Annotated in this window: 24 protein-coding genes; 11 read left to right on the top strand and 13 right to left on the bottom strand. The window is 60.3% G+C overall.

Annotation, left to right across the window (positions count from 1 at the left end; genetic code table 11):
- The 3 genes from PVZ80_RS25425 to PVZ80_RS25415 all read left to right on the top strand — a co-directional run.
- The coding region (locus PVZ80_RS25425; protein WP_273864727.1) for a hemagglutinin repeat-containing protein at positions 1–2,586 on the top strand (2,586 nt) is incomplete at its 5' end.
- On the top strand, positions 2,583–2,939 hold the full coding sequence (locus tag PVZ80_RS25420) for a hypothetical protein (RefSeq protein WP_135006319.1): 357 nt from the start codon (positions 2,583–2,585) through the stop codon (positions 2,937–2,939). The genes PVZ80_RS25425 and PVZ80_RS25420, both read left to right, overlap by 4 nt.
- A gap of 879 nt (positions 2,940–3,818) precedes the next feature.
- Positions 3,819–4,115, top strand: a complete 297-nt coding sequence (locus PVZ80_RS25415; RefSeq protein ID WP_273864726.1) for a hypothetical protein — start codon at positions 3,819–3,821, stop codon at positions 4,113–4,115.
- A gap of 159 nt (positions 4,116–4,274) precedes the next feature.
- Here the strand turns inward: PVZ80_RS25415 and PVZ80_RS25410 are convergent, their stop codons facing one another.
- A complete protein-coding gene (locus tag PVZ80_RS25410) occupies positions 4,275–4,547 on the bottom strand; it encodes a hypothetical protein (protein WP_009047616.1) in 273 nt (90 codons plus the stop codon).
- 714 nt (positions 4,548–5,261) lie between these two features.
- Here PVZ80_RS25410 and PVZ80_RS25405 point away from each other — a divergent pair.
- The 3 genes from PVZ80_RS25405 to PVZ80_RS25395 are packed head-to-tail and all read left to right on the top strand — an operon-like array spanning position 5,262 to position 9,185.
- Positions 5,262–6,389, top strand: coding sequence for a hypothetical protein (locus PVZ80_RS25405; RefSeq protein ID WP_028681970.1), 1,128 nt, complete (start codon positions 5,262–5,264; stop codon positions 6,387–6,389).
- A 1-nt stretch (position 6,390) separates the two neighbouring features.
- A complete protein-coding gene (locus tag PVZ80_RS25400; RefSeq protein WP_273864725.1) occupies positions 6,391–7,815 on the top strand; it encodes a DUF6384 family protein in 1,425 nt (474 codons plus the stop codon).
- Positions 7,815–9,185 carry a hypothetical protein gene (locus PVZ80_RS25395; RefSeq protein ID WP_041987029.1) on the top strand — a complete coding sequence of 457 codons (1,371 nt, stop codon included), beginning with the start codon at positions 7,815–7,817 and terminating at the stop codon, positions 9,183–9,185. The genes PVZ80_RS25400 and PVZ80_RS25395 overlap by 1 nt, the downstream gene beginning before the upstream one ends.
- A 72-nt stretch (positions 9,186–9,257) precedes the next feature.
- On the opposite strand, the gene PVZ80_RS25390 is transcribed toward PVZ80_RS25395, so the two are convergent.
- From PVZ80_RS25390 to PVZ80_RS25370, 5 genes are all read right to left on the bottom strand, one after another.
- Positions 9,258–10,205 carry an AraC family transcriptional regulator gene (locus tag PVZ80_RS25390; protein ID WP_124301237.1) on the bottom strand — a complete coding sequence of 316 codons (948 nt, stop codon included), beginning with the start codon at positions 10,203–10,205 and terminating at the stop codon, positions 9,258–9,260.
- Between the two features lie 131 nt (positions 10,206–10,336).
- Positions 10,337–11,074: a DUF899 domain-containing protein gene (locus PVZ80_RS25385; RefSeq protein WP_009047621.1), complete on the bottom strand. Its 738-nt coding sequence runs from the start codon at positions 11,072–11,074 to the stop codon at positions 10,337–10,339.
- 144 nt (positions 11,075–11,218) lie between these two features.
- The gene (locus tag PVZ80_RS25380) at positions 11,219–12,088 is read right to left on the bottom strand and encodes a DUF6279 family lipoprotein (RefSeq protein WP_041987034.1); all 870 of its coding nucleotides are present in this window, start codon (positions 12,086–12,088) and stop codon (positions 11,219–11,221) included.
- Between the two features lie 80 nt (positions 12,089–12,168).
- Positions 12,169–12,882 (bottom strand): TorF family putative porin, encoded by a 714-nt coding sequence (locus PVZ80_RS25375; protein ID WP_009047623.1) that lies wholly within the window; start codon positions 12,880–12,882, stop codon positions 12,169–12,171.
- A gap of 197 nt (positions 12,883–13,079) precedes the next feature.
- Complete coding sequence (locus PVZ80_RS25370; protein ID WP_016702300.1) at positions 13,080–13,268, bottom strand: hypothetical protein; 189 nt, start codon at positions 13,266–13,268, stop codon at positions 13,080–13,082.
- Positions 13,269–13,619: 351 nt separating this feature from the next.
- Here PVZ80_RS25370 and PVZ80_RS25365 point away from each other — a divergent pair, with 351 nt between their 5' ends.
- The 3 genes from PVZ80_RS25365 to PVZ80_RS25355 all read left to right on the top strand — a co-directional run bounded on the left by PVZ80_RS25365 (position 13,620) and on the right by PVZ80_RS25355 (position 17,418).
- Entirely contained in the window at positions 13,620–14,456 is an 837-nt protein-coding gene (locus PVZ80_RS25365) for a CvfB family protein (RefSeq protein ID WP_023968236.1), read from the top strand.
- A 437-nt stretch (positions 14,457–14,893) separates the two neighbouring features.
- Positions 14,894–16,342 carry an NCS1 family nucleobase:cation symporter-1 gene (locus PVZ80_RS25360; protein ID WP_016702299.1) on the top strand — a complete coding sequence of 483 codons (1,449 nt, stop codon included), beginning with the start codon at positions 14,894–14,896 and terminating at the stop codon, positions 16,340–16,342.
- Positions 16,343–16,494: 152 nt separating this feature from the next.
- Positions 16,495–17,418: a DMT family transporter gene (locus PVZ80_RS25355; RefSeq protein ID WP_009047625.1), complete on the top strand. Its 924-nt coding sequence runs from the start codon at positions 16,495–16,497 to the stop codon at positions 17,416–17,418.
- 8 nt (positions 17,419–17,426) lie between these two features.
- On the opposite strand, the gene PVZ80_RS25350 is transcribed toward PVZ80_RS25355, so the two are convergent.
- Positions 17,427–18,587 carry an MFS transporter gene (locus PVZ80_RS25350; RefSeq protein ID WP_273864724.1) on the bottom strand — a complete coding sequence of 387 codons (1,161 nt, stop codon included), beginning with the start codon at positions 18,585–18,587 and terminating at the stop codon, positions 17,427–17,429.
- Between the two features lie 104 nt (positions 18,588–18,691).
- On the opposite strand from PVZ80_RS25350, the gene ptrR reads away from it, so the two are divergent.
- Positions 18,692–19,573 (top strand): putrescine utilization regulator PtrR, encoded by an 882-nt coding sequence (gene ptrR, locus PVZ80_RS25345; protein WP_009047627.1) that lies wholly within the window; start codon positions 18,692–18,694, stop codon positions 19,571–19,573.
- A 138-nt stretch (positions 19,574–19,711) separates the two neighbouring features.
- Positions 19,712–19,840, top strand: a complete 129-nt coding sequence (locus tag PVZ80_RS25340) for a PA1414 family protein (protein WP_009042667.1) — start codon at positions 19,712–19,714, stop codon at positions 19,838–19,840.
- A gap of 148 nt (positions 19,841–19,988) precedes the next feature.
- Here PVZ80_RS25340 and PVZ80_RS25335 read toward each other — a convergent pair whose 3' ends face one another.
- The 6 genes from PVZ80_RS25335 to speB all read right to left on the bottom strand — a co-directional run bounded on the left by PVZ80_RS25335 (position 19,989) and on the right by speB (position 25,589).
- Positions 19,989–20,240, bottom strand: coding sequence for a hypothetical protein (locus PVZ80_RS25335; RefSeq protein ID WP_009047628.1), 252 nt, complete (start codon positions 20,238–20,240; stop codon positions 19,989–19,991).
- Between the two features lie 71 nt (positions 20,241–20,311).
- The gene (locus PVZ80_RS25330) at positions 20,312–21,037 is read right to left on the bottom strand and encodes an MBL fold metallo-hydrolase (RefSeq protein WP_053268469.1); all 726 of its coding nucleotides are present in this window, start codon (positions 21,035–21,037) and stop codon (positions 20,312–20,314) included.
- 83 nt (positions 21,038–21,120) lie between these two features.
- A complete protein-coding gene (locus tag PVZ80_RS25325; protein ID WP_016702295.1) occupies positions 21,121–22,500 on the bottom strand; it encodes a sodium:solute symporter in 1,380 nt (459 codons plus the stop codon).
- Between the two features lie 140 nt (positions 22,501–22,640).
- Positions 22,641–24,152, bottom strand: coding sequence for a purine-cytosine permease family protein (locus PVZ80_RS25320; RefSeq protein WP_041987053.1), 1,512 nt, complete (start codon positions 24,150–24,152; stop codon positions 22,641–22,643).
- Between the two features lie 54 nt (positions 24,153–24,206).
- On the bottom strand, positions 24,207–24,629 hold the full coding sequence (locus tag PVZ80_RS25315; RefSeq protein WP_028681961.1) for a YybH family protein: 423 nt from the start codon (positions 24,627–24,629) through the stop codon (positions 24,207–24,209).
- 9 nt (positions 24,630–24,638) lie between these two features.
- The gene (gene speB, locus PVZ80_RS25310) at positions 24,639–25,589 is read right to left on the bottom strand and encodes an agmatinase (protein WP_007920678.1); all 951 of its coding nucleotides are present in this window, start codon (positions 25,587–25,589) and stop codon (positions 24,639–24,641) included.
- Positions 25,590–25,830 lie beyond the last annotated feature (241 nt).

Genomic DNA, 25,830 nt, shown 5'->3' with positions numbered 1-25,830 from the left:
CAGAACGGCTTCACCCTCGATCTCGGGGCGCAGATGGCAAAAGGCATGGGCACGGGCCACTCGGTCACCCAGGTCAACAGCACGGTGGATACTGGCCTGCTCATGCTGAAAAGCGGTCAGGACACCACCTTGGCGGGGGCGCAGGTACGAGCCGATACCATCAAGGCGGAGGTAGGCGGCAACCTCAATATTGCCTCCCGGCAGGATGAAGCCGATCAGAAAAACCGGCAGACCAGTGGCGGTTTCGGCGCCAGCATCTGTGTTCCGCCGTTCTGCTACGGCTCCATGGTCAGCGCCAGCGGCAATATCGCTGGTAGCAAGATGGACAGCAATTACCAGGCGGTGACTGACCAGACCGGGCTGTATGTAGGTAAAGGGGGATACGACATTTATGTCGGGGCCAATACCCAGCTGCAAGGCGCGGTGATTGCCAGTGAAGCCAGTGCCGACAAGAACCATCTCGACACCGGTCGCCTGATCGTCAGCGACATCAAGAACACCAGCGACATCAAAAGCCAGTCGGCCAGCCTGAGTGCTTCTTACACCAGCACCAAATGGGACAAACCGGGACAACCGGTGACGCCAGACAGCGAAAGGAAATGGGCACATTCGGAAACTGGCGGCACTCTGCCGCTGGCTCTCAAGGAGTCCGATCACAGTAGTACCCGCAGTGCCGTCAGCGAGGGGACGATCACGATCCGCGATCCAGCGGGCTCGCAGGATCTGGTAGGGCTGAATCGCGACACCAGCAATGCGAATCAGCATCTTGACCGGCCGGACGAGAAGAAGATGCAGGAGCGCATGGACCTGATCCAGAGTTCCGCGCAGCTAGCGAGTACCACCATCAACCTGATAGCTAAAGCCAAGGCGGATTCCGCCAAAGAGCTGCTAAGCAAAGCCAAAACCCCTGAACAGGAGGCGAAGGCCAACGCGGCCCTTGCGGATGCTGCTAGCTGGAGCGTCGGCGGCGACAAACGCATCATGGCCGACATTGCCTCGGGCCTGATCGCGGCGGGCCTCGGAGGCGTTGGTGGCGCGACGGCAGTTGGCATCGTTGCCAATACCACGGCCAATGACACCTTCAAAAAGATTGGTGATTACGCTGATGCACAGAAGCGCAATGCTACCGATGACACCAGCCGAGCGGCATGGGCTGAAGGTGGTGCTGCCCGGGTATTGCTTCACGCCTTGGCCGGTGCTGCGATGGGGCTGTCGAGCGGCTCTGTACAGAGCGGTACGTTGGGAGCGGGTGCGTCGGCAGCCCTGATGCCTGCGATTGCAGAGGCGTTGGGTAAAACTGGTATTGAACAGAGCAATCAGGAAGCTATTGCAACACTCATCGCCACGGGGCTTGGAGCATCGGCCGGATCGCTGGGAGGTACTGCCGGAGCAATCGCAGGTGGCGGTAGCGGGGCAGGGGTCGAGGTTAATAATCGCCAGCATCATCGTGATCAAGAACTTCCGCTGCTGAAGAAAAAAGCCGAGGAGCTGGAGCAGACACTGGGCAAACCGAAGTCTGACGCCCTTTGGGAGGATCTGCTCCTTCTCGCCAGTGGTGAAAAAATTGACGCAGTTGAAAAAGCGCGCTTGGAAGCCTTGGTTGAGAAGTGGGGGAGTGACCCGACCACGGATTGGTTCAAGCGCGATCTGGATGTTGCAAAAAACGCCGTAAAACAGCTGGCGGATCAAAAAATCCCGCTGACCTGGGCTGATGGCAAGCCGATAATTGCCTATGGCAACCCTGTCTATGCGTTCGCCTCGACGCCAGAGCAGTTTAATGACTCAGGTTTGTTCAACGGCCTTGGAAAGGGTTATTACGGCGAACTGACGGCGGCCGAAAAATGGAAGCAGTATGGGAAAGCTCAGGCTGAGGCATACAGCAAGGAAATCCTGGATTTCTCGAGTAACAACCTAGCCTCGAAAAATGCCGCTGATCGGATATTGACGCTGGCGGTGAAGAATACAGAGTCGGTGAGTATTATCGACGATGTCATCCTGTCGCTGGGTGGAGTGGTCGGAGGTAAGGCTACTCTCAAGACGATATTGGAAGCTGTAGCGGAAAGGCGGGCGGCGAAGAAGGTTGCGGCGGCGGAAGCTGAGAGCCTTGCTGCAAAAGAGGCAGGTGATACAGCTACGACGGGGGCGGCAAAAGTTGTCCCAAGCATATTTACGCGTGAAAATATTGTTGGTGGATTGGGTGAAACCGTTCAGCCTCACCTCAAGGCTATTGCTGATCTTGACGCTGATGCACTGGTAGGTTTCCGAGGAAGTTTGGCTCGTGGTTATAAGGGGCCGCATAAGGGAAATGCGCCTTTTGATCCGCAGAGCTTCGATGTTGATGCCTTTATCGTGAGCGACAAGCTCGCTTCTGAGTTTGCTGGCAAAGTCAGATTTAGAAGTGGTGCTGAGATTGATGGTATATCGTCAATTCAAAACGCTATTGATGAATCCCTTAGGAGAAATCCTTTATTCTCAGGGTTGAGGGATGAATCCTTTACATTCCGTATATTCACACAGAAGGAGATTCAGAATCTTCAAGCTAAGCCAGATGCGCAATACTTCTTTATCAAGGGGAATGGGCAATGAAATTCGAAGATGAATCTATGAAATGTTTTGCTCATGTCGGTATACGGCCGCATGGGACGTTGTTAGAAACTGCAGAGGTGTTGGGTGGAGTTCTCGCGGTATCATTCGTGGAGGATGAGTGTCGGCGTTATGATGAATACCCAGCATTTGTTGCTGAAGCGAAGAACATACGTTATGCATTACTTGGTATTCCTGATCCTGATGATGACTTGAGGGATGAGCCAACAGATGATTTTGAGTTGGTAGTCGAGCCGATTAGTTCGCTACCTCAGGTAAAGAAGGCCGATGTGTCAGAGGCGCTGGTTTCAGTTATCGAGAGAGATGGAAGGCTTACCTGTTGGGTCTTGAAGTAAATATTTTTCAGGTAATATGGTGTAAAAATAAAAGTTGTAGAGCGGGTGGAACTAAGAACTGCCTTGTTGAGGGGGGCTATTGAGATAGATGTAGGGGATTGTTATATACTCTTGGAGTGGTTGATGTAATAAGGGGCTAGAGCAGGTTGCGTCAAGTGTTTATGGTAGGGGCAGGAAATGTTGGTGATTTTGATTCGCTGCTCGAATTTTTAGTGTTGGGAGTGGTGAGTTGCTTCGGAAAATGGCTTGGTCCGAAATGTTTGAAGCTATTTCAACTGATGTGGAAGAGATTAAGCGTGATTTTGATGTCTTAAGTTTTATTTAAGATCTCTGGTTTTTGTCGAGGACTTTAGCTATGCCGTAATCACCAAGCATTCCCTCGTCGCCCGAACTTTAGCACTTTCATTCGGCTCAAACCACACCTGTCGCAACCACAGTTCTCGTAGTAAGCAAGCCGGCCGAGATTTAATTTCATGATTTATGGTTCGATGTCTTCAGTAATAAGTCGAGTCCAAGCTTTGTTTTACTTAGGGGATTACAATGACTGCTTATGATTTGTATGGTTTAAAGGGTGAGGCTATTCTAGAGGCTAAGTCAAAAATCGAGGAAAAGTTGAGCTTTTCTTTTGGGGCGCGAGAGAGTATCTAGCAAGGTGGGAGGTACGGCCTTGTTGCCAGAGTGGAAAAATACACGAGTGGTTGAGGCGGAAATTGTAATTCCCAAAGGTACCAAACTCGATGTTGGAAAGGTTGCTCCGCAGACTATTAAGTCAACGGGTACGGTCTTGGATGGTGGTGCTGATCAATTACTGATGCCTCGAGACTGGCCCAAAGAATGGATTAAAAGTACTCGTGATGTTAAGCCATAAAGTAATGATTGATGTTCTCAATGTTTAATGAACGGGCTGATGATTTAAAGATTCAGATAGAGGTTGCGTTGGCGGCTATACAAGCGCAGCTAAAATCCTCAGGCGAGGTGGTTGTTGCTGAGTATTTGAAAAGGTATCAGGATGCTCTAGTTTCACTTGAGTCTGGATCGCAAGATGAAATGGTGAAGAGGCTAAGAGCTATATTGGGGTGTTCTAGATGCTATATGGAGTCATCTAGCAATTATGATCAGGATTTTCTTCAGGAAATGTGGAAGACGGAAGTGATTATCAAGCAGGAGTTGAGCTAGAAAGTAGTAGAGATTGCAAAATCTAATCAGCTAATTATTGGTAAATTATTTGATGCTGAAGAGCTGCCATTACTTGTTCCTCCCCGTGTAGGTGTACCGGCTGGATGCATAATATTTCAAAAATATTAAGGCGGGCGACGGAAGGTCGCCCGTTATTGCTTACGCCAAAAGCTGTTCCTGTAGTTTTCGCCCAGTTACATCCAGCAGATCGCAGCCATCTCGCAACAGAATTGTGCAGACCAATGTCAGTTCCTGAAGAATGACGGATTCTCGATGTGATGCTTCAGTTATCGAAAAGCTTTCCAGCAACTGAGTCACCGCACGAATGCGATAAGCCGCGGCATCGTGAAGCACATCGACGGGAGCCTGGGTGTCGATCAGCAGGTAGGGGGTGTTGCAGTCGTGGCCAGTAATCGGCATGTAACGGTTCATAAGTTCACCTCTGGTTGATTACCCGAACCGTCACCCATCGTCGCCAAACGAAAAGGGTGACAGCTGTACGCAGGTTGGCGAACCGACACCAGAGGTAAAGCCGGCAGATCCGAAGATCTCCCACGCACAGCCGTCATAGAGCGATCGTGCGGATGCAAAAATACCTGCAAGCAGGAGGTTTTGCATCAGTTCTGGTGTCAGGTCGCCAAACCCGGTCGCCATCTGGGCGACCCATCGACTGTAAATCCCACTGTGGCCGGCATGAATAAGGTGAGTGCACCGCAGGCTGTAGGGCTTTTCTGATTAATCCCAAGAAGCGCTGTTGGGTAGCTCCAACGCCCAATAAACATCCCATCCGCTTTCCAAAATATGGCTTCCCGCAAAAGGCTCCAGGCAATACTGGCACTCTGCTAAAAGTGTCGGGTCCAGACGAGAACTTTCAGCCCCAAGCTCTGTTACCATTCGGCGCGCACATCCGTTCGGCAGGGCCTGTGGCGGCTGTTTCAGCGGTTCCGGCTGCGGTCTGTCTCGGGCAACGCCCTGCGCGTGATGTGCACGCATAGTCTCCAGACTTCCAGACGGCATCGTCTTTTGCACGGCGCTTTCGATGCTCCTGTCTGTACCCGATTCCGAGGGGTGGAAGCCCCTTCGCCTATTCACCTGTCAAAGGATGATGGAGCTTTTGAACCAAGGCTCCACACTGGGAATACGCTCATGAACTACCTCGAACGCTCCATGTCTGCCCTCCGCTCGGTCGGTATCAACTTTCCCGTCCAGGATGCACCCGTGCTGGCGTTGCTGGACAAGGTGGCGGTGTATGACGCCAACCGGGTGACCAATATCGCCGCCACCCTGCAACAGTCCACGGTCTTTAATGCCTCAGTGCGCGACAAGCTGCAGAGCATGGATATCAGTACCCGGTATGCCGACATCGCCGCCAGTTTCGATTCGATCCAGGCCGACGCGCAGCAGATGATGGAGTGGATGGCCGACGGCAAGCTGCAATTCTCCGAGCGTATCCAGCTGGCCTGGCTGAACATGCGCCGTGGGTCGATACCGGATCGCTTCGAGGACATTCGTAAGAATTATCTGGCGGTGGCCAAGTCGGCCAATGAGCAGATCCAGCTGGAAACCCTGATTCTCGAGGCTTACCAGGATTATCGCCTGGCCATGAAGTCGGCCGAGGTCGATGCCTGTGAGGTGCAGAAGGTGGCTCAGGCGCAGCTCGATGCCGGGCGTAAAACCCTGGCGGATGCTGGCGCGGCGCTTGAGGTGGCTGAGCTGGAGGCGACCGAGCGGGTGAAGCTGGAGTTGGCGCGGGATGTGGCGCTGCGCAATCTGCAGGACGAGGACAAGCGTTACCAGATCATCACCGATATCGCTGATCAGCTGAAGGCGGCCTACAACGCGGCCGAGCTGGTGTTTGCGCGTTTGAGCCAGTACCACTCGGTGAAGGAGCGTCTGTACCAACGTGCCGTAAGCTTTTTCGCCACCAATGAGATCGTGCTTACCGGTCTGGCGGCGGGCTTCACGTCCTCCGGCGGGCTGGCTGAAGTCACCAACACCCTTAATGCGATGAACGAGGGGATCAACTCCAGTCTCGAGGCGCAGGCCAAAGTGGGCGGGGAGCAGCTCAATGCCGCGCTGAAGGCGGGCTACGGAACGAACCTGAAGGTCAGTTCGGTCAAAGCCCTGGCCGAGGCCGTGGTGGAGTTCCAGGCCAGCAGCCTGAGCCTGATCCAGGAGTTGCGCAAAGAGTCTTCTGCGGCGGCCGCCGAGATCGAGTCGATCACCGAGGACAGCAAGCGTCGTTTCAGCGCACTCCTGCAAAAGGGACTCTAAGGTGAGCAGTGTCTCCCTCACCGAACAGATGGGGGCCATGGCCCTCATCGATGAGCTGCGGCACAGCCAGGCCGAGGTGCAGAAACATCTGGACCTGCCCAGGCACCGTCAGTTGGTGGCTGAACGGATTCGCAAGTTTTATCGATCCCGGGGGATCGAGGTCGAGGATGCTCTGGTCGAGGAGGGCGTGCGAAGTTTCTTCGCCACTCGACTGACCTACGAGGCCCAGCCGATGGGCCTATGGTCGAAATGCTTGGCGCAGGTCTATATCACTCGCGCTCAATGGTTGATGCCCCTGGCGGTGTTCTCGATCGTGAGTCTGGGCGCGATTTTCATGGCGCGGCCGGTAGCCAATTTTTTTGGCGAGGTGCGGCTGCAGACCACCCAGACTCAGGTGGATCAGGCACGGACCCTGGCTGATGCTCGGGGCGTGCAGTTGGATCGTCTGGAAAAACGCCTGTCAGGCCTTGAGTCGGAGGCGTTGGCCAACAATGTGCCGGCCGCGGTCCGGCTGCTTAAACCTGTCCATGAGGCACTGGAGAAGGTTCGCCTGGCGCAGCCGGTTACCCTGCCGCCCAAAGTCACCGCACAGAGCCGGGCCGAGGATGCCGCGCTGGCGGTTTCGGTGACTGAAAACCTGAAGAAGGAGGCTGCCGACCTGCAGGCGCTAGAGCCTCAGCTGAACACGGTTACGCAGCTTCTGGCGGCTGATACCAAGCTGAAAACCCAGGTGACGGCTGCGTCGTTCGCGGTGCTCGGCACGACCTATCCGGCGCTTGCCGCCGCGGCAACCAAGGCGCGCTCCGCATTGGATCAGGCCGACACCCAAGGCCTGCCGGCGGTCCAGTCGGCGCTTGACCAGCTGGATGCGCTGGTAACGCAAACAAGCGTGGTCAGTCCCTATCTCACGCAGTTGCAAGAGGCCCGGGGCAACCTGCGCAAGATGGGCTTGAGCAAGGTGGATGCCGAGCAGTTCCAACCCTTGTTCGCCAAGGTCGATCAGGCCGTCAAGGATATGGATACGGCGGCGGCCGAGCATGGCCTGCAGGAGCTCGAACGACTGCGGACCGTCGCAGCCACACCCTTGACCCTGGAAGTGGTCAGCCGTACCGGCGAGAAGTCGATGATCGAGCGCAACTATGATCCGACTGGAGGCAAGACCTGGTATCTGCTGGCCGAGGCGAGCGATGCCTCAGGCAATGTGGTCCCGGTCCCCATCACCAGCATCGAGAGCGGGGAACGGCGTTATGCCTCGATCTTTGGCGTGCGCGTCAGCCAGGCAACCTATCAGGCAGCCAAGAATGACAAGCTTCTGGATGGTCATGTCGATGACCGCTTGATGGGTAAAAAGGCGGCCAACTCGCTGACCTTTACCTTCGTTAAAGGGCCTGTCAAAACCAAACCTGATTACATCCTGGAGTGGTAATGAACTCGAGCAGCATGATTGCGTCCCTTGGCGAGAACTCTCGGCGATACGAGGCAGAACTGCGTAGGTTCCAGCTCGAGTTGTCCAATGCCCACGAGCAGGAACTGCGCTTGCAGCAGCAGATCGCTGGCGTCTTTCCACAGATTGCCAACTTTCAGCTGGCCGGTGGGGCTCGGCTGTCGGACGAGGTTCAGCGTTTGCTGGACCAGCGGGAGCGGAGCGAGTCCGAGTTGCGTGAGCAATTGGCGGTGGCGGAGGCCGGGGTTGCCAAGCACCTGCAGGAGATGTCGACGGTTTCCCAGGAAATCGAGGCCCTTGTTGCCGATGTCGACCGGCAGTTGACGGTAGATCCAGCGTACCAACAGCAAGCCGCGATCCTCGCGGAGGCCGTCGAGCGTTGCAACGAAGCGGCCGCGTCTTACCAGGAGCTGCGTGATGAATGTCGCGGCAAGCTTCGGGCCTTTCAGACCGAGCCTCTGTACCTCTACTTGAAGGGCCGCGGGTTCGGTACGGATCGTTATGTTGGCCGGTCGTTTTTTCGGGAGTTGGATCGGTGGATTGCTCGCCTGTGCAATTTCCCGCAGAACAGCGCGATCGAGCAGAGCCTTCTGGCCATGCAGGAAGCCAATGAAGGCGCCCAGTGGCAACGGGACAGCCATCGGGCCGTTCAGGAGGCCGAGCTGGCGCGGCTGTATCAGCAAGCCCTGGCGGGCACCCTGTTGTCGGTGCTGCAAGCGCGCCTGAAGACGGAGCGCGAGGCCGTGGAGGCCGGCAAGGCTCAGGCCAATGCCGTTCATGAGCGTCTGGGGCTGTTCGTCTCCAAGGGGGACGAGCACTTTGCCCAGGTTGCTGAGCTGTTGTCCCGGCAATTGGCCGAGATGAGTGATGCCAAGCTTGAGCACTTGACCGGGCAGACAACGACGCCGCAGGACGACGAGTTGGTGCAGAGGGTGCGTGATTTGCGTTCTGAGCTCGATGATCTGCGGTTGCGCGTGCCGTTCCTGGAGATGAAGTGCAGGGATACCGAGCGCGACTATGCAAGAGCCAAGCAGCTTGAGCGTGAATTACAGTCGAGTGGGTCTATCAGCGGTAGCTACAGCTATTCCGCAGGTATGAATCTTGACTCTCTGGTTGCCGGGTTCATGCAGGGCGCGCTGTCCCTCTCCCAGGTGGCGAATGAGGTGGGGAGCCATCGCCGCGCCAGCAGGCCGGCCCCGAGCTTTTGGAGCAGTGGCTCCAGCAGCGGTTCGAGCAGCCGTTCCAGCAGTCGCCCGAGCAATTCCGCAAGCAGTAGCTCAAGTTCCAGCAGCTCGTTCAGTTCCTCCCGATCGACGGGCGGCGGTGGGTTCTCTACCAGCGACAGCCTCTAGGCCGAGTATTCCTGAGGCGTAAAAAACGGGGCAGCGTTGGCTGCCCCGTGTCGTTTCTCCGTTCGTTACGGCTTACAACGCCTTCACCGGAATACAGATTTCACATTCCAGTTCCCCCGTCTTCATGTCGTATTTCGCGTCCACCGGATAACGTTCGAACGCTGGCCGTGCATCGAATTGCATGCCGCTCTTGGGCAGCCAGTCGCGGCACAGTTCGGTCCAGGCGTCGGCGATGTCGGGGCCTTTGCCCTGGTAGTGGGCGACGGCGTAGAGGCCGCCGAGCAGGGTGGTGACGACGGCGGGGGCGCTGGCCTTGAAGTCGACGGGGACTTCGACGCAGGCGTCGTAGCGGCATTTTTCCGGTGGGGTGACGTAGGGGTCGTCGTGGCCGATACCGTAGCGCGCACGGCCCAGCAGGCTGTTTTCGACCATCCAGGGGGCGACGGTGTCGCGCCAGAAGGTGCCGATGCCTGGCCCGTAGGGGCCGATGTAGCGCAGGTAGGCGACGCGGACCGGTGGCAGTTCCTTGAGGGTGACGTTCATCGTGAGTTCCTTCAGGTGGATGAAGGCGTCAGGATCGTCGAAGGCCGGGATGTGCGTCTGATCAGGATTGCTCAATTCGCGCAGGCGCCGTTCGCGGACGTCGCTGAGGCGGCGGTGCCAGCGTTTGGGTTCGGTGCTGCGCCAGGTGCTCGGGGTGACCGAAAAGTGCTGCTTGAACGCCCGGGAGAACGCTTCGCCGGAGCTGAAACCGACCTCCAGCGCCACCTCCAGAATGCTCAATTCCGGATGGCTGGCCAGCTGATAGGCGGCACAGGCCAGGCGCCGTCGGCGCAGGTAGTCGCCCAGGGTTTCGCCGACCCAGGCGGTGAACAGGCGATGGAAGTGAAAGGGCGAAAAATGCGCGACCTGCGCGAGTTCGGCCAGCTCCAGCGGCTGGTCCAGGTGTTGGTCGATATGCTCCAGCACCCGGTTCATGCGCAGGGTGTATTCGTGGAGGCTGTGATAGGCAGAGCTCATGGAGCCAAGTTTAGCCGGGGGCGAGACGGTGGGTTTGCGCCGGCCGGTTTTTTTGTCGTGACAGGACGGACGAGATCGCGAGCAAGCTCGCTCCTACAGGGGCGGGCTTGTTCGCGATCTCGGTCTAACGCTCAGGAACCGCCATGGCAGCAACTGGCGGCCGGTTTGTCGTCATAACGATCATGGTGCCTGACCCAGTCCATGATCTGCTCTTCATTGCGCCCCTTGGGTGTCAGGTCCAGGTAGTTGTAGGCCCCCACCAGCAGGTCCAGGCCACGGGCGTAGGTGGAGTAGGTGTGGAAGATCTCGCCGGCTTCATTGCGGTAGAACACGCTGAGGCCGGGCAGCTCTTCTTCGGCGCCGTCGGTCTTTTCATAGTTGTAGGTGGCGGTGCCGGCGGCGACCTCGTCGGCCCGGGCGCAGACCCCGAAGTCATAGTTGAAATCACAGCCGGCGGACGAGACCCAGTCGAACTTCCAGCCCATGCGCCGCTTGAACGCCTGGAACTCGGCGAAGGGCGCGTGGGACACCGCCACCAGCGCGATGTCGTGATGGGCCAGGTGCTGGTTGGCGCCGTCGATATGGTCGGAGAGAAAGGAGCAACCCGGGCAACCTTCGTCCCAGCCTTCGGCGAACATGAAGTGGTAGACCACCAGCTGGCTGTGATCGCCGAACAGGTCGGCCAGGCTCAGTTCGCCGTGGGGGCCCTGGAAGCGGTAGGGCTTGTCGATTTTCACCCAGGGCAGGGCGCGCCGCTCGGCGCTGAGCTGGTCGCGCTGGCGGGTGAACGCCTTTTCGTGAATCAGGTGCTGCTTGCGGGCCTGTATCCATTGTTCCCGGGATACGACCGGATGATCGTTGAGGTGCATGACGTCTTCTCCTGCGACAAAGGTGGCGCGGCGACAGTGCCTACACAGGCTAGTCGTTTCACCCGCGGGAAAATCGACAGCCGCCGGACGGTTCCGCCCAACGGTCGCCCGCCAGCCCCACCTCGCTGGACGGCTATTCAGGCGTTACTTCTGGCGTGCCGTCCTCATGCATTTCAACGCTTCGAATTCATTGCGCACATTCTGCAGCTTGTTGCGCAGATGCTTGCGCTGGGTTGGCGTGCTTTGGGCCATCACGTCCACCAGCAGGTTGCGCGACGCCTGTTCGCTGTTGGCATAGGCCTGGCGATAAGCCGGTGTCCAGAAGCTTTCACGATCCACCAGCAGGCGCTCGATGCGTTTGTCGAAGTCGCTGTTCTGGCGTTGTTCCAGCGCGGCACTGAACTGCGCCTGCCAGTTGGCCCGGTTGGCCAGCCAGAGCTGGTTCTGTTCGCCGAGGGACGTCGACCAGTCCGCCACCCGCCGGGTCTGCTCGGGAGTGAGGGAGCCGAGCCAGGTAGTCAGGCGTTTGTCCATGCGTTCGGCGCGCAGCCTGATCTGTTGTTCCAGTGGTAACTTGAGGTATTTGCTGCGGCGTTGGCGCATGTCCTTGGCGAAGGCCGCCTTCATTTCCGCGACCTGTTGATCATCCAGGCCTCGCAACAACTCGATGGCCGACGGCGCGATCGCGCGGGCGGTCTGGGCAATGGCCTGCTTGGCTTCGCGGGTGAATTCTTGCAGCTCGGCATCGTTGACCTGATTGCGCTCGACCATCTGCTGCAGGCGGTCCAGGTAGTCCAGGTAGCCGGGCAGTTGCGTGCCGCAATGCCAGCTCAGGTGTTCCTTGAGGCGCTCGTTGAACCAGATTTTCTGCTCGCGGTTCATTTCCAGGTAGTCGTTGAGCGTCCAGGGAATGATCACATCGAGGTTGCGGTAAGCCAGGCCGACCCGATTGCAGGAGGTCAGCACCAGGCTTAGCAGCAGTAGCAGGGTGAGGTGTTGCAGCCGGCGCGACATGGCAAGTCCTTGCGAAGGCCTGGGGTTGTAAGGCATGGGTTTCTTATCTGAACCCGGAACGCTTCCGGCAGTTCAGCCGCTCAATAGAACGAGTGCTCGGCCTTGAAGGTGAGCAGACCGTCGCATTGCGCGTTATGTCCAGAATAGGCCGAACAATCGCTACCGTTGAGGCTGGAGTCGCTGTAGATCAGTTTCAGGTCGATGCCCATCCAGGGGCGGGAGAACTTGATCGACCAGTCGTTGAAACTGCTGACGTAGCCGCTGCTCACCGAAACCGGGTTGCCCAGCTGATGAGTGGTGTACTTGATGCTGACGCCGATGCCGAACGGCTGGTTGCCGCCCAGGTCGGCGAACAGGGTGCTGTTGCGCGTGTCCGGGTCCTGGCTGAACGCGGCGCCGAAGCGGCTGCCCAGCAGCGTCAGGCCGCCGTAGAACTCCTGGCTGTCCTGCGGGGCCAGTTGCGGGTAGTTGTACTGGATCATCCCCACTTCATAACCCAGGGTCTTATCGAAGGGGCGCTTGAAGCCCAGGTAGGAGTCCACTTCCAGGTCGCTCTCGCCCAGGCCCATGCTCGGCGACCACTGGCCGATGTACCAGCCACTGTCGTGGGTCAGGTCCAGGCCGCCATGGAACGAACCGGTGGCTGAGGGTTTGACCAGGCCCTGGGCCATGCTGCGGCTCGGGGTGCTGCTGAGCTTGAGGTCGAAATCCCCCAGTTCGCGCTGGAAGATCTGCCCGTGGACCAAGGGGCTGGCGAGAAGGCTGGCAAGCAGCACATGAGAGGGTTTGAGCATGCTTCACTCCATGAAACGCGAGGAGCAGGAACCGCGAAACCTGCTGAAATGCTCGATCTAGAGGTGTGCAAGGATACCGGCGAAACCTCGGGGATGAGGGCCGTTCGTCGATTTTTACAGGAGGGAAGGACTCAGAACTCTAGTCCTAGCGCTTTGAGGCTCAAAGCGCATAGGGACCAGGAGGTGTTGCGGGGGGATTACTTCTTGCCCAGGCTGATCTGCTTGGACGGGCCGAAAGTCTGGCCGCTGACGCCTTTGGCAATTTGCTGGATCTCGCCGCCGGATTTCAGGAAAGCAGCAATCTGATCGTTGATCGATTCGCTGGTTTCAACGGCTGGAGCTGGCTTTGCTTTGCTGTTGGATGCTTTTACACGCATGGCGGCCATTAACCTTCAGGAAATTAATTTGGCCAGCCATCATACATGAAATGCTTGACAATTGCTTGGTAAATATCCTCCTGGAATAACGGTGGAAAACTCTCGAATAATCCTAAGTTGATCTCGGGAATATCCCCATAAGCTGCTGTTTTAAATAAAGACAATGGTAAAAAGAAAGGCTTGCTCGGCGGCGCTGAGGCAAAAGCCGCTGCCGGTTGGCCTGACGGGCGGAACCGGTTGCTGGCGCAAAGCCATAAAAATCAAGGCATTCAGGAAAATATCCGCTGCTATCCGGCGACTCGGGCCAACCAGGCCCGGAAAAACGGGTAGAATGCCGCCCACGCAATGAGGGTATTGGAAATGGCTTTAGTCGGGCGCTACAACAGTTTGCAAGTGGTTAAACACACTAACTTCGGTTTATATCTGGACGGCGGGGCGGATGGCGAAATATTGCTGCCCAATCGTTATATTCCCAAGGATATTCCCAGTGAAGATGAAGACTGGTTGAATGTTTTTGTTTATCTGGATAGCGCCGACAAGTTAATTGCAACTACCGAAAAACCAAAAGTTCAAGTCGGTGAGTTCGCCAGCCTTAAAGTCGTGGAAGTTAACAGCATCGGTGTGTTCCTCGACTGGGGCCTGCCCAAGGACCTGCTGCTGCCGTACTCCGAGGAAAAGCGCCAACTGACCGCCGGCGAGTATTGCGTGGTGCACGTCTACCTCGACAAGCACACCCGTCGCATCACCGCCACGGCCCGCCTGGACCGCTACCTGGACAAGGCTCCGGTGACCTACAAGGTCGGCCAGGAAGTCGATCTGCTGGTGGCCGAGAGCACCGACATGGGCTTCAAGGCGATTATCAACAACAAGCACTGGGGCCTGATCCACAAGAACGAAGTGTTCAAGTTCCTGCGTCCGGGCAAACAGGAAAAGGGCTTCATCAAAGAGATCCGCGCCGATGGCAAGATCAGCCTCAGCCTGCAACCGGTGGGCGAAGAACTGGCCAGCAGCCTGAACGCCAAGATCCTCGCCAAGTTGCGGGAAAACAACGGCACCCTGCCGGTCAGCGACAAGAGCGATCCGACGGTGATCAGTGGCCTGTTCGGTGTCAGCAAGGGCAACTTCAAGAAGGCCATCGGCGCCTTGTACAAGAATGGCCAGATCGTTATTCATGCCGATCGCATTGAGCTGACCTGATCCGTTCCTCCCGGGCGTAGGTGCGGTCGAAGATCACGACCGCGCCACGGGGGCATTACCGAACAACCGCTGCCGGTTCCGGCAGCGGTTTTTTATTGCCTTTTTTCTGGCTGCTTGAGGCGGGAGTCGGGGCCGGTGTATCCGAACACTCGCAAAGGCGCTGTATACAATCGATCACCCCTTGTCGATGCACTGATATCAGGCAGTCATGCACAGCCAACGGGCATGCCTGCTTCTGATTCCGCCTGCTGATCATCTTTGTGTAGCCAAGCCTCAGCCCTTGATGGACAAGCGATTAGCGCCGTTCGCCTACAGCTTTTTTCGGTATGGCACGCATTCTGCGTAGCTCTTCGTATACAAATCATGCAGGCTCCCGTACGCAGTGTGGTCGCAAGGTCAATCGCGGGGGCAGAGCCTGTCCAACAAGGAGCCTTGCAATGACCGAGCAACTACCGAAGGGCTACAGCCCGCGCTTGTACAACCAGGACCTGGGGCCGCTGCCGCAGAAGTGGAACTGGTACAACATCTTCGCCTTCTGGATGAGCGACGTGCACAGCGTCGGCGGTTATGTATTCGCCGCGAGCCTGTTCGCCCTCGGGCTGGCCAGCTGGCAAGTGCTGGTGGCCCTGTTGGCGGGGATCTGCATCGTGCAACTGATCGCCAACCTGGTGGCCAGGCCCAGCCAGCAGGCGGCGGTGCCGTACCCGGTGATCTGCCGGCTGGCGTTCGGCGTGTTCGGGGCGAATATCCCGGCGGTGATCCGCGGCCTGATCGCGGTGGCCTGGTACGGGATCCAGACCTACCTGGCGTCCAGTGCCCTGATCATTGTGGTGCTGCGCTTTTTTCCGGCCATGGCGGCCTATGCCGAGCCGCATTTTGCCGGGCTGTCCTACCTGGGCTGGTTCGGTTTCCTGGCGCTGTGGCTGGTCCAGGCCCTGGTGTTCTGGGCCGGCATGGAGTCGATCCGGCGCTTTATCGACTGGGCGGGGCCGGTGGTCTATGCAGTGATGTTCCTTCTTGCCGGCTGGATCGTGTGGAAGGCGGGCTGGAGCAACATCAGCTTCACCCTTGGGGAGAAGTCGCTGTCGGGCTGGCAGGCATTCGGCCAGGTGATTGTCGCCACGGCGCTGGTGGTGTCCTACTTTTCCGGGCCGACCCTGAACTTCGGCGACTTCAGCCGCTACTGCCGCAGCATGCAGGATGTGCGGCGTGGCAACTTCTGGGGCTTGCCGGTGAACTTCCTGGCGTTCTCCCTGGTGACCGTGGTCATCGTCTCCGGCACCCTGCCGGTGTTCGGTGAAATGCTCCATGACCCGATCGCCACCGTGGCGCGGATCGACAACGACGTCGCGGTGCTGCTCGGCGCCTTCGCCTTTGTCACTGCCACCGTCGGCATCAACATAGTCGCCAACTTCGTCTCGCCGGCCTTCGACTTCGCCAACGTCGCCCCGAGCCGGATCAGCTGGCGCACCGGCGGCATGATCGCGGCCCTGGCGTCGATCTTCATCACCCCCTGGAACCTGTTCAACAACCCCCAGGTGATCCACTACACCCTCGACGTGCTGGCCGCCTTTATCGGCCCGTTGTTCGGCATTCTGCTGGTGGACTACTACCTGATCAAAAAGCAGCAGATCGATGTCGACTCGCTGTTCAACGACGGCCCGGACGGGCGTTATTACTACAGCGGCGGCGTCAACTGGACCGCGGTCAAGGCGCTGGTGCCGGCGACCCTGGTGGGCGTGGCGATCACCTTCACGCCAGCATTGCAGCCGATGGCCAACTTCGCCTGGTTCACCGGGTGTTTCCTCGGTGGCGCGCTGTTTTTCCTCCTCGCGCGCCATGAGGCCTCGCCATCCCTGAGGCTGAGCCCGACGGCCTCGAGCTGAGGGTCAGGATAAAGGTCTTTTTCCAGGCGTTTTTTTCTGTCCGTTTGGTTGATAATCGACAGCACATCCATTCTTCGCCCCGGACCGGTTCCGGGGCTTTGTCGTTTCTGTCGAGTAACTGCCATGTCTATGAATCTGCCCGAGGGGCCGCGGTGAGCATCGAGCGGCGCAGCGCCGACGGTTTTGCACTGCAAGTGATGTTGGGGCTGTGCCTGATCTGGGGCGTACAGCAAGTGATGATCAAGTGGGCCGCGGCGGATATCGCGCCGGTGATGCAGGCGGCCGCCCGTTCGGGCATTTCGGCGCTGCTGGTGGCCTTGCTGATGTGCTGGAAGGGCGGCTGGTCGCAGATCGGCAGTACCTGGCGCGGCGGCTTGCTGGCCGGCAGCCTGTTCGGCCTGGAGTTCCTGTTTATCGCCGAAGGGCTCAAGCTCACCAGCGCCGCGCACATGTCGGTGTTTCTCTATACCGCGCCGATCTTTACCGCGCTGGGGGTGAACTGGCTGCTGCCCAGCGAACGCCTGAGGCCCCTGCAATGGCTGGGGATCCTGCTGGCGTTCGTCGGCATCGGCGTGGCCTTCGCCGGCGGCATCTCGCTGGATAACCTGGACACGCGCATGTTGCTTGGCGACGCCCTGGGCGTGCTGGCCGGCCTGGCCTGGGGCGCGACCACGGTGGTGGTGCGCGCGTCGCGCCTGTCCGAGGCGCCGGCGACCCTGACCCTGTTCTATCAGTTGATCGTCGGTTTTGTCGGCCTGCTGCTGATCGCCGTGCTGAGCGGCCAGGTCACCCATGTCAGCCTGACCCCGGTGGCGGTGGCCAGCGTGCTGTTCCAGGGGCTGGTGGTGTCGTTTTTCAGCTACCTGACCTGGTTCTGGCTGCTGCGCCGTTACCTGGCCGCCAACCTGGCGGTGTTTTCCTTCATGACGCCGCTGTTCGGCGTCACCTTCGGGGTCCTGTTGCTGGGCGAACCCCTGAGCCTCAACTTCGTGATCGGCGCGGTGCTGGTGTTGCTGGGCATCACCTTCGTCAGCGCCGAACAGTGGCTGCGCCGACGGATCCGCAGTTTGCTGTAACCCCAGGCTCAGGCGGTGGCGTGGCACTCCCGGGCAAGCGGTTGTTGGTTCAACAGCAAGACCCCCGCCAGCAGCAGGCTGCTGCCGGCGACGATCAGCGCCGGTTGCAGGCCACCGCTGAAATGGCTGCTCAGGGCCGCCAGCAGTGGCCCGCTCAACTGGCCCACGGCGAAGCTGGCCGTGAGCAAACCGGCGTTGCGCTGGGTGGTGTGGGGCGCCAGCTCCCGCGAGCGCTGCATCACCAGTTGCATGCAGGCCAGGAACGGCGTGCCGCAGAGCATCACCCCCAGCGCCAGACCGGCGCCATTGCCCAGCAGGCAGGCAAACACCCCGGCGGCTTGCAGCCACAAGGTCGCCATCAGCCAGTGGCGGGTGGCGTTCGGGCTGTGCCGGCGCAGGCTCACCAGCCCCACACCGATGGCTGCCGCCAGACCGAAACACGGCCAGAACAGGTCGGCCTGCCATTGCCCTTGAAAGCGCGCGCTGGCCATCTGTGACAGGAAGGTCGCCGGGATGATGTAACCCAGGCCGTACAGCGCATAAATCAGCCCGAGGCGGGGGATGCCGCTGTGGCTCGAGGCGTGTGGCATCTGGGCGGTCAGTGCGGGCATGGCAGGTTGCGGCAGGATCGGCAGGATCACCAGCAGCATCAGCAGGCCGGCCGCGGCGTACACCAGCCACAGGGTCGCGGAGCTTTGCCCCAGCAGGTTCGAGCCCAGGGCCAGCAGGCCGGTGAGGAAAATCCCCAGCCCGGGCCCGGCGAACACCAGGGCGCCCAGGCGTGGCCGGCCGGTGGCATGTGCCAGGGGCTGGCTCAGGGCGGCGATCATCACCATCACCCAGGCACTGGCCACGCCGGTGCCGAAGCGCAATACCGAATGCGCCCAGAAGCCGCCGGCCCAGAACGAGGCCAGGGTCAGCAGCACACACAGCCACAGCCCGCCCAGCAGACGTCGGCGAACCTGGCGCGGGCGGCGGGCGAACATGGCATCCAGCGCGCCGATGAAATACCCCAGGTAGTTGGCGGCGGCGATCAGGCCGGTGTCGGTCAGGTCGACCTGGCCCTCGCTCAGCAGGTGCGGCAGTTGCGGGGTGAGGGCGAAGCGACCAATGCCCATGGCCATCATCAGGGCAATGAAACTGGCGAGTAAGCGAATCAGCGGGGACATGGTCCGGGCTCCGTCGAGTGGGCAATGACCGTCAGGCTAGGACTGATTGACTTTCTATAAAAATGAATAATATTGAGTAACTTGTTCGTTTTTGGAGAATGAACGTGGAGTTCAGCCAACTGCGCATCTTCCAGGCGGTCGCCGAGGAAGGTTCCATCACTCGGGCGGCCGAGCGCCTGCATCGGGTGCCGTCCAACCTGTCGACGCGGCTCAAGCAACTGGAAGAGCAACTGGGCGTCGAGCTGTTCCTGCGGGAACGGCAGCGGCTGCAACTGTCGCCGGCGGGCAAGGTACTGCTCGATTACGCCGCGCGCCTGTTTGCCCTGCGCGATGAGGCCCATGGGGCGGTGCAGGGCGGTCAGCCGGCTGGGGATTTCGTACTGGGCACCATGTACAGCACGGCGGCGATTCAATTGCCGGCGCTGCTGGCGCGTTACCACCGCGCCTACCCGGCGGTGAACCTGCAGGTGCAATCGGCGCCCAGCAGCGAATTGCTCGAAGGCCTGCTGGCCGGGCGCCTGGATGCGGTGCTGGTGGACGGCCCTCTGGAACTGGCCAGCCTGGATGGGGTGCCGCTGTGCGATGAAAAGCTGGTGTTGATCAGCGAGGCGGATCACCCGCCGATCCGCAGCGCTCGGGATGTCGAAGGGCGCGCGGTGTTCACCTTTCGCCGCGGCTGTTCGTATCGCCTGCGCCTGGAGTCCTGGTTCGCCCACTACCATGCGGCCATGGGGCGGGCGATAGAAATCGAGTCCTACCAGGGGATGCTGGCCTGCGTGATTGCCGGCTCCGGGGTGGCGCTGATGTCGGAGTCGATGCTCGCCAGCCTGCCCGGTCGCGAAAGCGTGGCGGTCCATCCACTGGCCGAGCCATTCGCCAGTGCCACCACCTGGCTGATGTGGCGCAAGGGCATGCTCGGCGCCAACCTCAATGCCTGGATCGAGCTGCAACAGGCGAGTCAGACGGATCAGCGGGCGACGGCCTGAAACGGGCAGGCTGATTCAGATTAATCCGGTAACAGATCATTGCCATCCAGGTTGAGCAATGCGCGGAACTTAGCGCTATTATCAGAGCTAAGCGGCTCCAGAACCCTGCCGCTGGGCACGACCCTTAAGGGGGGCACTATGAAAGAGAAACTGCAAAACTGGCTTCACGACCTCGGGGTCGCACTGGGGCTGATCGAGCCGCCATTGCAGCCGGTGCCAATTCGCACAGACGACGAACAACGGCGTCGGCAACAGCGTCGCCGCTAACCATCGGCTCGGGAGCGGAGCAGGCATCCAGCCTGCTCCCGTCACTTTTCAGCCGCGCGAGGGCAGGTTCACTCGCGATCGGTTGCCGCCTTCTGATTCAAACCCGTCAACTCGCAACCCGCCAATGGCGCCCAGCGCCATGAAATCCTTAGCGCCGTGAAATCGTCAGCAGAAACCGGCTCAGGTCGTTGGCGCTGTTCGCCGCCTTGAGCATCTGGTCTTCTTCGTGGGTGAAGGCGGTCACTCCAAACTCATCTTCCAGGTGGAAGATCAGGTCCTCGATATCCTGCTTGTCCAACCCCAATTCCTGCAGACTCACGTCGTCGGAAAATCCGTCATTGCCATCCAGCAGGCGGCTGATGAAGTCATGCACAGCTTGTCGGACTTCAGCTCTATTCATGTCGCTCTTTTCGCCAGGGGCCTGCGCAGGGGCTTTGAAGCGGGCGGGATTGTGTGCAGTACAGCACAGCTTCAGGGGTGCCGACGGATCCAATCCTCGATCATCGTGCGCAGCTGCGCTCCCGAAAAACTGCCGAAATGGCCGCCGTGCACAGTACGCACCGGCAGCTCGTACAGGCGTTCCAGGCTGGTGGCGTAGTCCTCCAGGTTGGAGTGATAGGCGTCTTCGACCAGCGGACCGTCGTAGATGATGTCGCCGCTGAACAGGGTGCCGCTGGCCGCTTCCCAGAGGCTGATCCCCCCGGGGGAGTGACCGGGCGTATGCAGCACCTGGAGGCTACGGTTGCCCAGGTCGAGCACGTCGCCTTCCTCGATCAGGCGCGTTGCCGGGGCGGCCTTGACCCGATATTCGGCGTAGCACAACGGGCAATCCGGGTGGGCCTCGAACATTGCGTCGCCAACGTAGGCGGCAGACAGGGTATTGGCGCCGTCGGGCGCGGCGAGGATCTGCGCCTCGGCCGGGTGCACCAGGCGTTCGGGGAATTCGTGATGTCCGGCGATATGGTCGAAATGGCAATGGCTGGCCACCGCCAGCAAGGGCCGTTCGGTGAGCCAGGGCAACTGCTCGCGCAGGCTGACCAGGCCGGAGCCGCTGTCCAGCAGCAAGTCCCTGTCGCGGCCCTGGATATGCCACAGGTTGCAGCGATAGAACGGCCGGATATAGGGCTCGTGGATCAGCCGAATCCCGTCGCTCAGGCTTCTGACTTCGAACCAGCGGTCGCGGCTGACAATCTTCATCGACTTTCCTCCAGGCGAAAAAAACGGGTGCAGCCACCGACGCTGCACCCGCCGAAGAAAAATGTACGGCGTCTGACCTGAGGTTAGATCGCGTTGGCCAGGGTTGCCGGACGACGAGACAGCAGGCTCACCACCACGAAGCTGATCAGGCCGACAGCCAGGCTGTAGTAGATCGGGGTGTTGGCATCCAGGCCGTCCTTGAACATGAACGCCAGGGCGGTGAGGAAGCCCAGGCCCATGCTGGCAATGGCGCCGGCGGTGGTCGCGCGTTTCCAGAATATGGCGCCGATCAGCGGGATCAGCATGCCGCCCACCAGCAGGTTGTAGGCCAGGGTCAGGGCGCTGATCACGTCGTTGACCACCAGGGCGATGCCCAGTACCAGGATGCCGGTCAGCAGGGTGAACAGGCGGTTGATGCCCAGGCTCGACTGCTTGCCGCCACGCAGCTTGGGCAGCAGGTCTTCGGTCAGGGTGGTGGAGGCGGCCAGCAGGCCGGCGCTGGCGGTGGACATCATGGCGGCCAGGGCCGCGGCGATCACCAGGCCACGGATGCCGTCCGGCAGCGAGGCTTTGACGATGGCGGCGAAGGCGTTGTTGACGTTGTCCAGGTCCGGCAGCAAGACGTGCGCGGCCATGCCGATCAGGGCGCAGGCCAGGCCGTAGAGGATGCAGTAGAAGCCAGCGACGGTGCCGGCGTATTGCGCGACTTTTTCGGTCTTGGCGGTGAACACCCGTTGCCAGATGTCCTGGCCGATCAGGATGCCGAAGAAGTAGATCATGAAGTAGGTGACGATGGTGTCCCAGCCGATGGTGGTGAAGCTGAAGCTGGCCGCCGGCAGCTTGGCCACCAGCTCATCCCAGCCACCGACGCGGTACAGGCAGATCGGCAGCAGGATGAACATCAGGCCGACGGTCTTGATCACGAACTGGACGATGTCGGTCAGGGTCAGCGACCACATGCCGCCGATCGCCGAATAGATCACCACCACGCCGCCGCCCAGCAGCACCGAGATCCAGAACGGCAGGCCGAACAGCACTTGCAGCACGGTGCCGATGGCGAGGATCGAGGTCACGCCGATCATCAGCGCGTAGGCCAGCATGATCACCGCGCTGGCCTGGCGGGCCATCGGGTTGTAGCGTTTTTCCAGGACCTGGGTGACGGTGAAGATCCGCAGCTTGAGCAGGGGTTTGGCCAGCAGCAGGTTGAGGGCGATGATGCCCAGGCCCAGCGCCGCGCACAGCCAGAAACCGGAGATACCGTGGACATAGCCCAGGCGCACGGTGCCGACGGTGGAGGCCCCGCCCAGCACGGTGGCGGCCATGGTGCCCATGTACAGGGTCGGGCCCAGGTTGCGGCCGGCTACCAGGTAATCCTCGTGGGTCTTGGCCTTGCGCATGCCGTAATAGCCGAGCACCAGCATGCCGGCGGCATAGATGAGTACGACGAGTAGATCTAAAGCCATGATGGCGTGTCTCCGATTGTCTTTCTTATAGTGGCTTGCTGTAGAAGCGAGGCTTGCCGCAATCAAGGCGACGCGGTCTGGCGGACCCGTCGTGTGAGGCGTGATTGCCGGCGAGCCTGCCGCTACAGGTCATGCTTGAGTCAGGCGGCTTGGCGCATGACCGGTTTACCGAGCGAATCCGTGCTCTTGCTGCGTGGATCGTTGGGGCCGTAGACCGCGGGCGGTTCCGGGAACAGGTTGAGCAAGGCCAGGTACACCAGCGAGGCCAGGCCCAGGGTCACCGGCAGGCTGATATCGATGCCGTCGGCCAGGTTGCCCAGCGGACCGACGAACTGCCCGGGCAGGTTGACGAAGCACAGGCCGACCAGCGCGCTGGGGATCCAGGCCCCCAGGCCACGCCAGTTCCAGCCATGCTGGAACCAGTAGCGGCCACCTTGCTCGCCACGGGTGAAGACTTGCAGGTCGTCGGGGCAGTAGAAGCCGCGACGCACCAGCAGGCCGATCAGCATGATCACCATCCACGGGGTGGTGCAGGTGATGATCAGCACGGCGAAGGTCGACACGCTCTGCACCAGGTTGGCGGCGAAGCGCCCGATGAAGATGAAGGCGATCGACAGCACGCCGATCAGCAGGGTCGCCTTGACCCGCGACAGCACCCGCGGGAACACGCTGGACATGTCCAGGCCGGTGCCATACAGCGAGGTGGTGCCGGTGGACATGCCGCCGATCACCGCGATCAGGCACACCGGCAGGAAGAACCAGCTCGGCGAAACCGCCAGCAGGCCGCCGACGTAGTTGTTGGCGGCGATGTAGTCGGGTGCCTTGATCGCCACGATGGTGGCGGTGGCCAGGCCGAACAGGAAGGGAATCAGGGTGGCGATCTGCGCGGCGATCACCGCCAGCATGATCCGGCCCTTCGGCGTTTCGCGGGGGATGTAGCGCGACCAGTCGCCGAGGAACGCGCCGAAGGAAATCGGGTTGCTCATGGCCACCAGCGCGGCGCCGATAAAGGCCGCCCAGAAACCCGCCTGGCCGAGGGCCACGGTCCCGGCGAACTGGCTGTCGAAGGCCGGCGCGAAGGCGAAGATCCCCAGCAGGAACAGCAAGCTCGCGGCCCATACGGCAATGCGGTTGACCCACAGCATGAAGCGGAAGCCGTAGATGCACACCGTCAGTACCAGGATCGCGAACAGGCCGTAGGCCAGGCCCAGGGTCAGGTCGGTTTCCGGCAGCTCGATCAGGCGCTTGGCGCCGCCCACCAGGGCGTCCCCCGAACTCCACACGGAGAGCGAGAAGAAGGCGATGGCGGTAAGCAACGACAGGAACGAGCCGACGATCCGCCCGTGCACGCCGAAGTGCGCACCGGAAGAGACCGCGTTGTTGGTGCCGTTGATCGGCCCGAACAGGCCCATGGGCGCGAGGATCAATGCCCCCAGGATCACGCCCAGCACGATCGCCCAGACACCCGCCTGGAACGACAGGCCGAACAGCACCGGGAAACTGCCGAGCACGGCGGTGGCAAAGGTATTGGCGCCGCCGAAGATCAGGCGAAACAGGTCGCTGGGCCGGGCGTCGCGTTCATGGTCGGGAATCTGTTCGACCCCGTTTGTTTCGATGCTGCTAAGGCTTTTTTCTTTGTTGTTGTTATTCATGATCTGCTCCGATCACAAAGGCGCGCTCATCGTGTGTGAGCGTCACCTTTCTGGCTAAGGGGGTGGCAGCCCTTCCGGCATTGCGGACAAATGTTCGTGGCAGGCCAGCCATAGGCCTTGTTGTTGTGTGCCGGACCCTTGTCTGCAAAAAACAATGGTCTCGCGCTCCTGGCTGAAGTGTTGCTCCCCTTGCATGCGCAGCTCGGTGGCGACGTCATGAATGAATACCGCGGTGTCCCCCAGCAGGCTGACAAACGCGTTGCTCGAAGTGCAGGACAGCACCTCGAAGCCATCCTCGCGGCGCCAGCTGTCCCACAGCGCCTGGTAGGCGTCGCGGGACAGCAGGGGCTGGGCGAGGCTGTAGAAGACGAAGCTGGCGTCAACGCTGAACGCACCGAAGTAGGCTTCGCGATCGTTACGGGCGAAGGCCGCCACCAGCTCGGCGGCGGCTTTGAGAACCTGCTCGCGCTCGTTCATGGCCGGGCCTCAGCGACGCGCCACGCCCGGCAGTACGCAGAGCATTTCATACAGCAGGTTGGCGCCCAGCAGCGAGGTGTTGCCGGTGGTGTCGTACGGCGGCGAGACTTCTACCAGGTCGCAGCCGACCAGGTCGAGGCCCTGGCAGCCACGGACAATCTCGATCGCCTGGATGGTGGTCAGGCCGCCGATTTCCGGGGTGCCGGTGCCAGGCGCCCAGGCCGGGTCGATGCCGTCGATGTCGAAGCTCAGGTACACCGGGCCGTCACCGACTTTTGCCCGCACTTCGGCCATCAGCGGGTCCAGCGACTTGTGCCAGCACTCTTCGGCCTGCACCACGCGGAAACCCTGCTTGCGGCTCCAGTTGAAGTCTTCGGCGGTGTAGCCCTGGGCGCGCAGGCCGATCTGTACCACGCGGTCGCAGTCCAGCAGGCCTTCTTCGACGGCGCGGCGGAAGGTGGTGCCGTGGGCGATTTTCTCGCCGAACATGTGGTCGTTGACATCGGCGTGGGCGTCGATGTGCACCAGGCCGACCTTGCCGTGTTTCTTGTGGATGGCACGCAGGATCGGCAGGGTGATGGTGTGGTCGCCGCCCAGGGTCAGCGGGATCACGTTGTGCTCGAGGATGCCGTCGTAGGCTTCTTCGATGATGCGCACCGCGTCCAGCAGGTTGAAGGTGTTGATCGCCACGTCGCCGATGTCGGCCACGTTCAGCGAGTCGAAGGGCGCGGCGCCGGTGGCCATGTTGTACGGACGGATCATCACCGATTCGGCACGGATCTCACGGGGCCCGAAGCGGGTGCCGGCGCGCAGCGAGGTGCCGATGTCCAGCGGGACGCCGACAAAGGCGGCATCCAGGCCAGCCGGAGTAGGTACATGGGGAAGACGCATCATGGTGGCGATGCCGCCGAAGCGCGGCATTTCGTTGCCGCCCAGTGGTTGGTGGAGAATCTTGTCCACGGGATTGGCCTCATCGTTGTTTTATTTATGGGGTTTTCAGCGCAGCAATGAGTGCCGGCGAAACCGAGTGGGGCCGATTCTGCGAAATGTAGTGGGCGGGAAGAATCGCTACGGGCAAATACTTAGTTCAGATTTTTCTAAACTAAGGGCGGCGCTAGAGGATAGACTTCCCGCTGTCGAGGGTGGGTGGCGTCAGGGCTGATGCAATCGCGGGCAAGCCTCGCTCCTACAGAAACGCACG

Origin of the sequence: Pseudomonas sp. B3G-3, assembly GCF_028640915.1 — a bacterium.
GTDB classification, from domain to species: Bacteria; Pseudomonadota; Gammaproteobacteria; order Pseudomonadales; family Pseudomonadaceae; genus Aquipseudomonas; species Aquipseudomonas chlororaphis_I.
The sequence above is the reverse complement of the archived record's forward strand: the minus strand, read 5'-3'. Positions and strand labels throughout refer to the sequence as shown.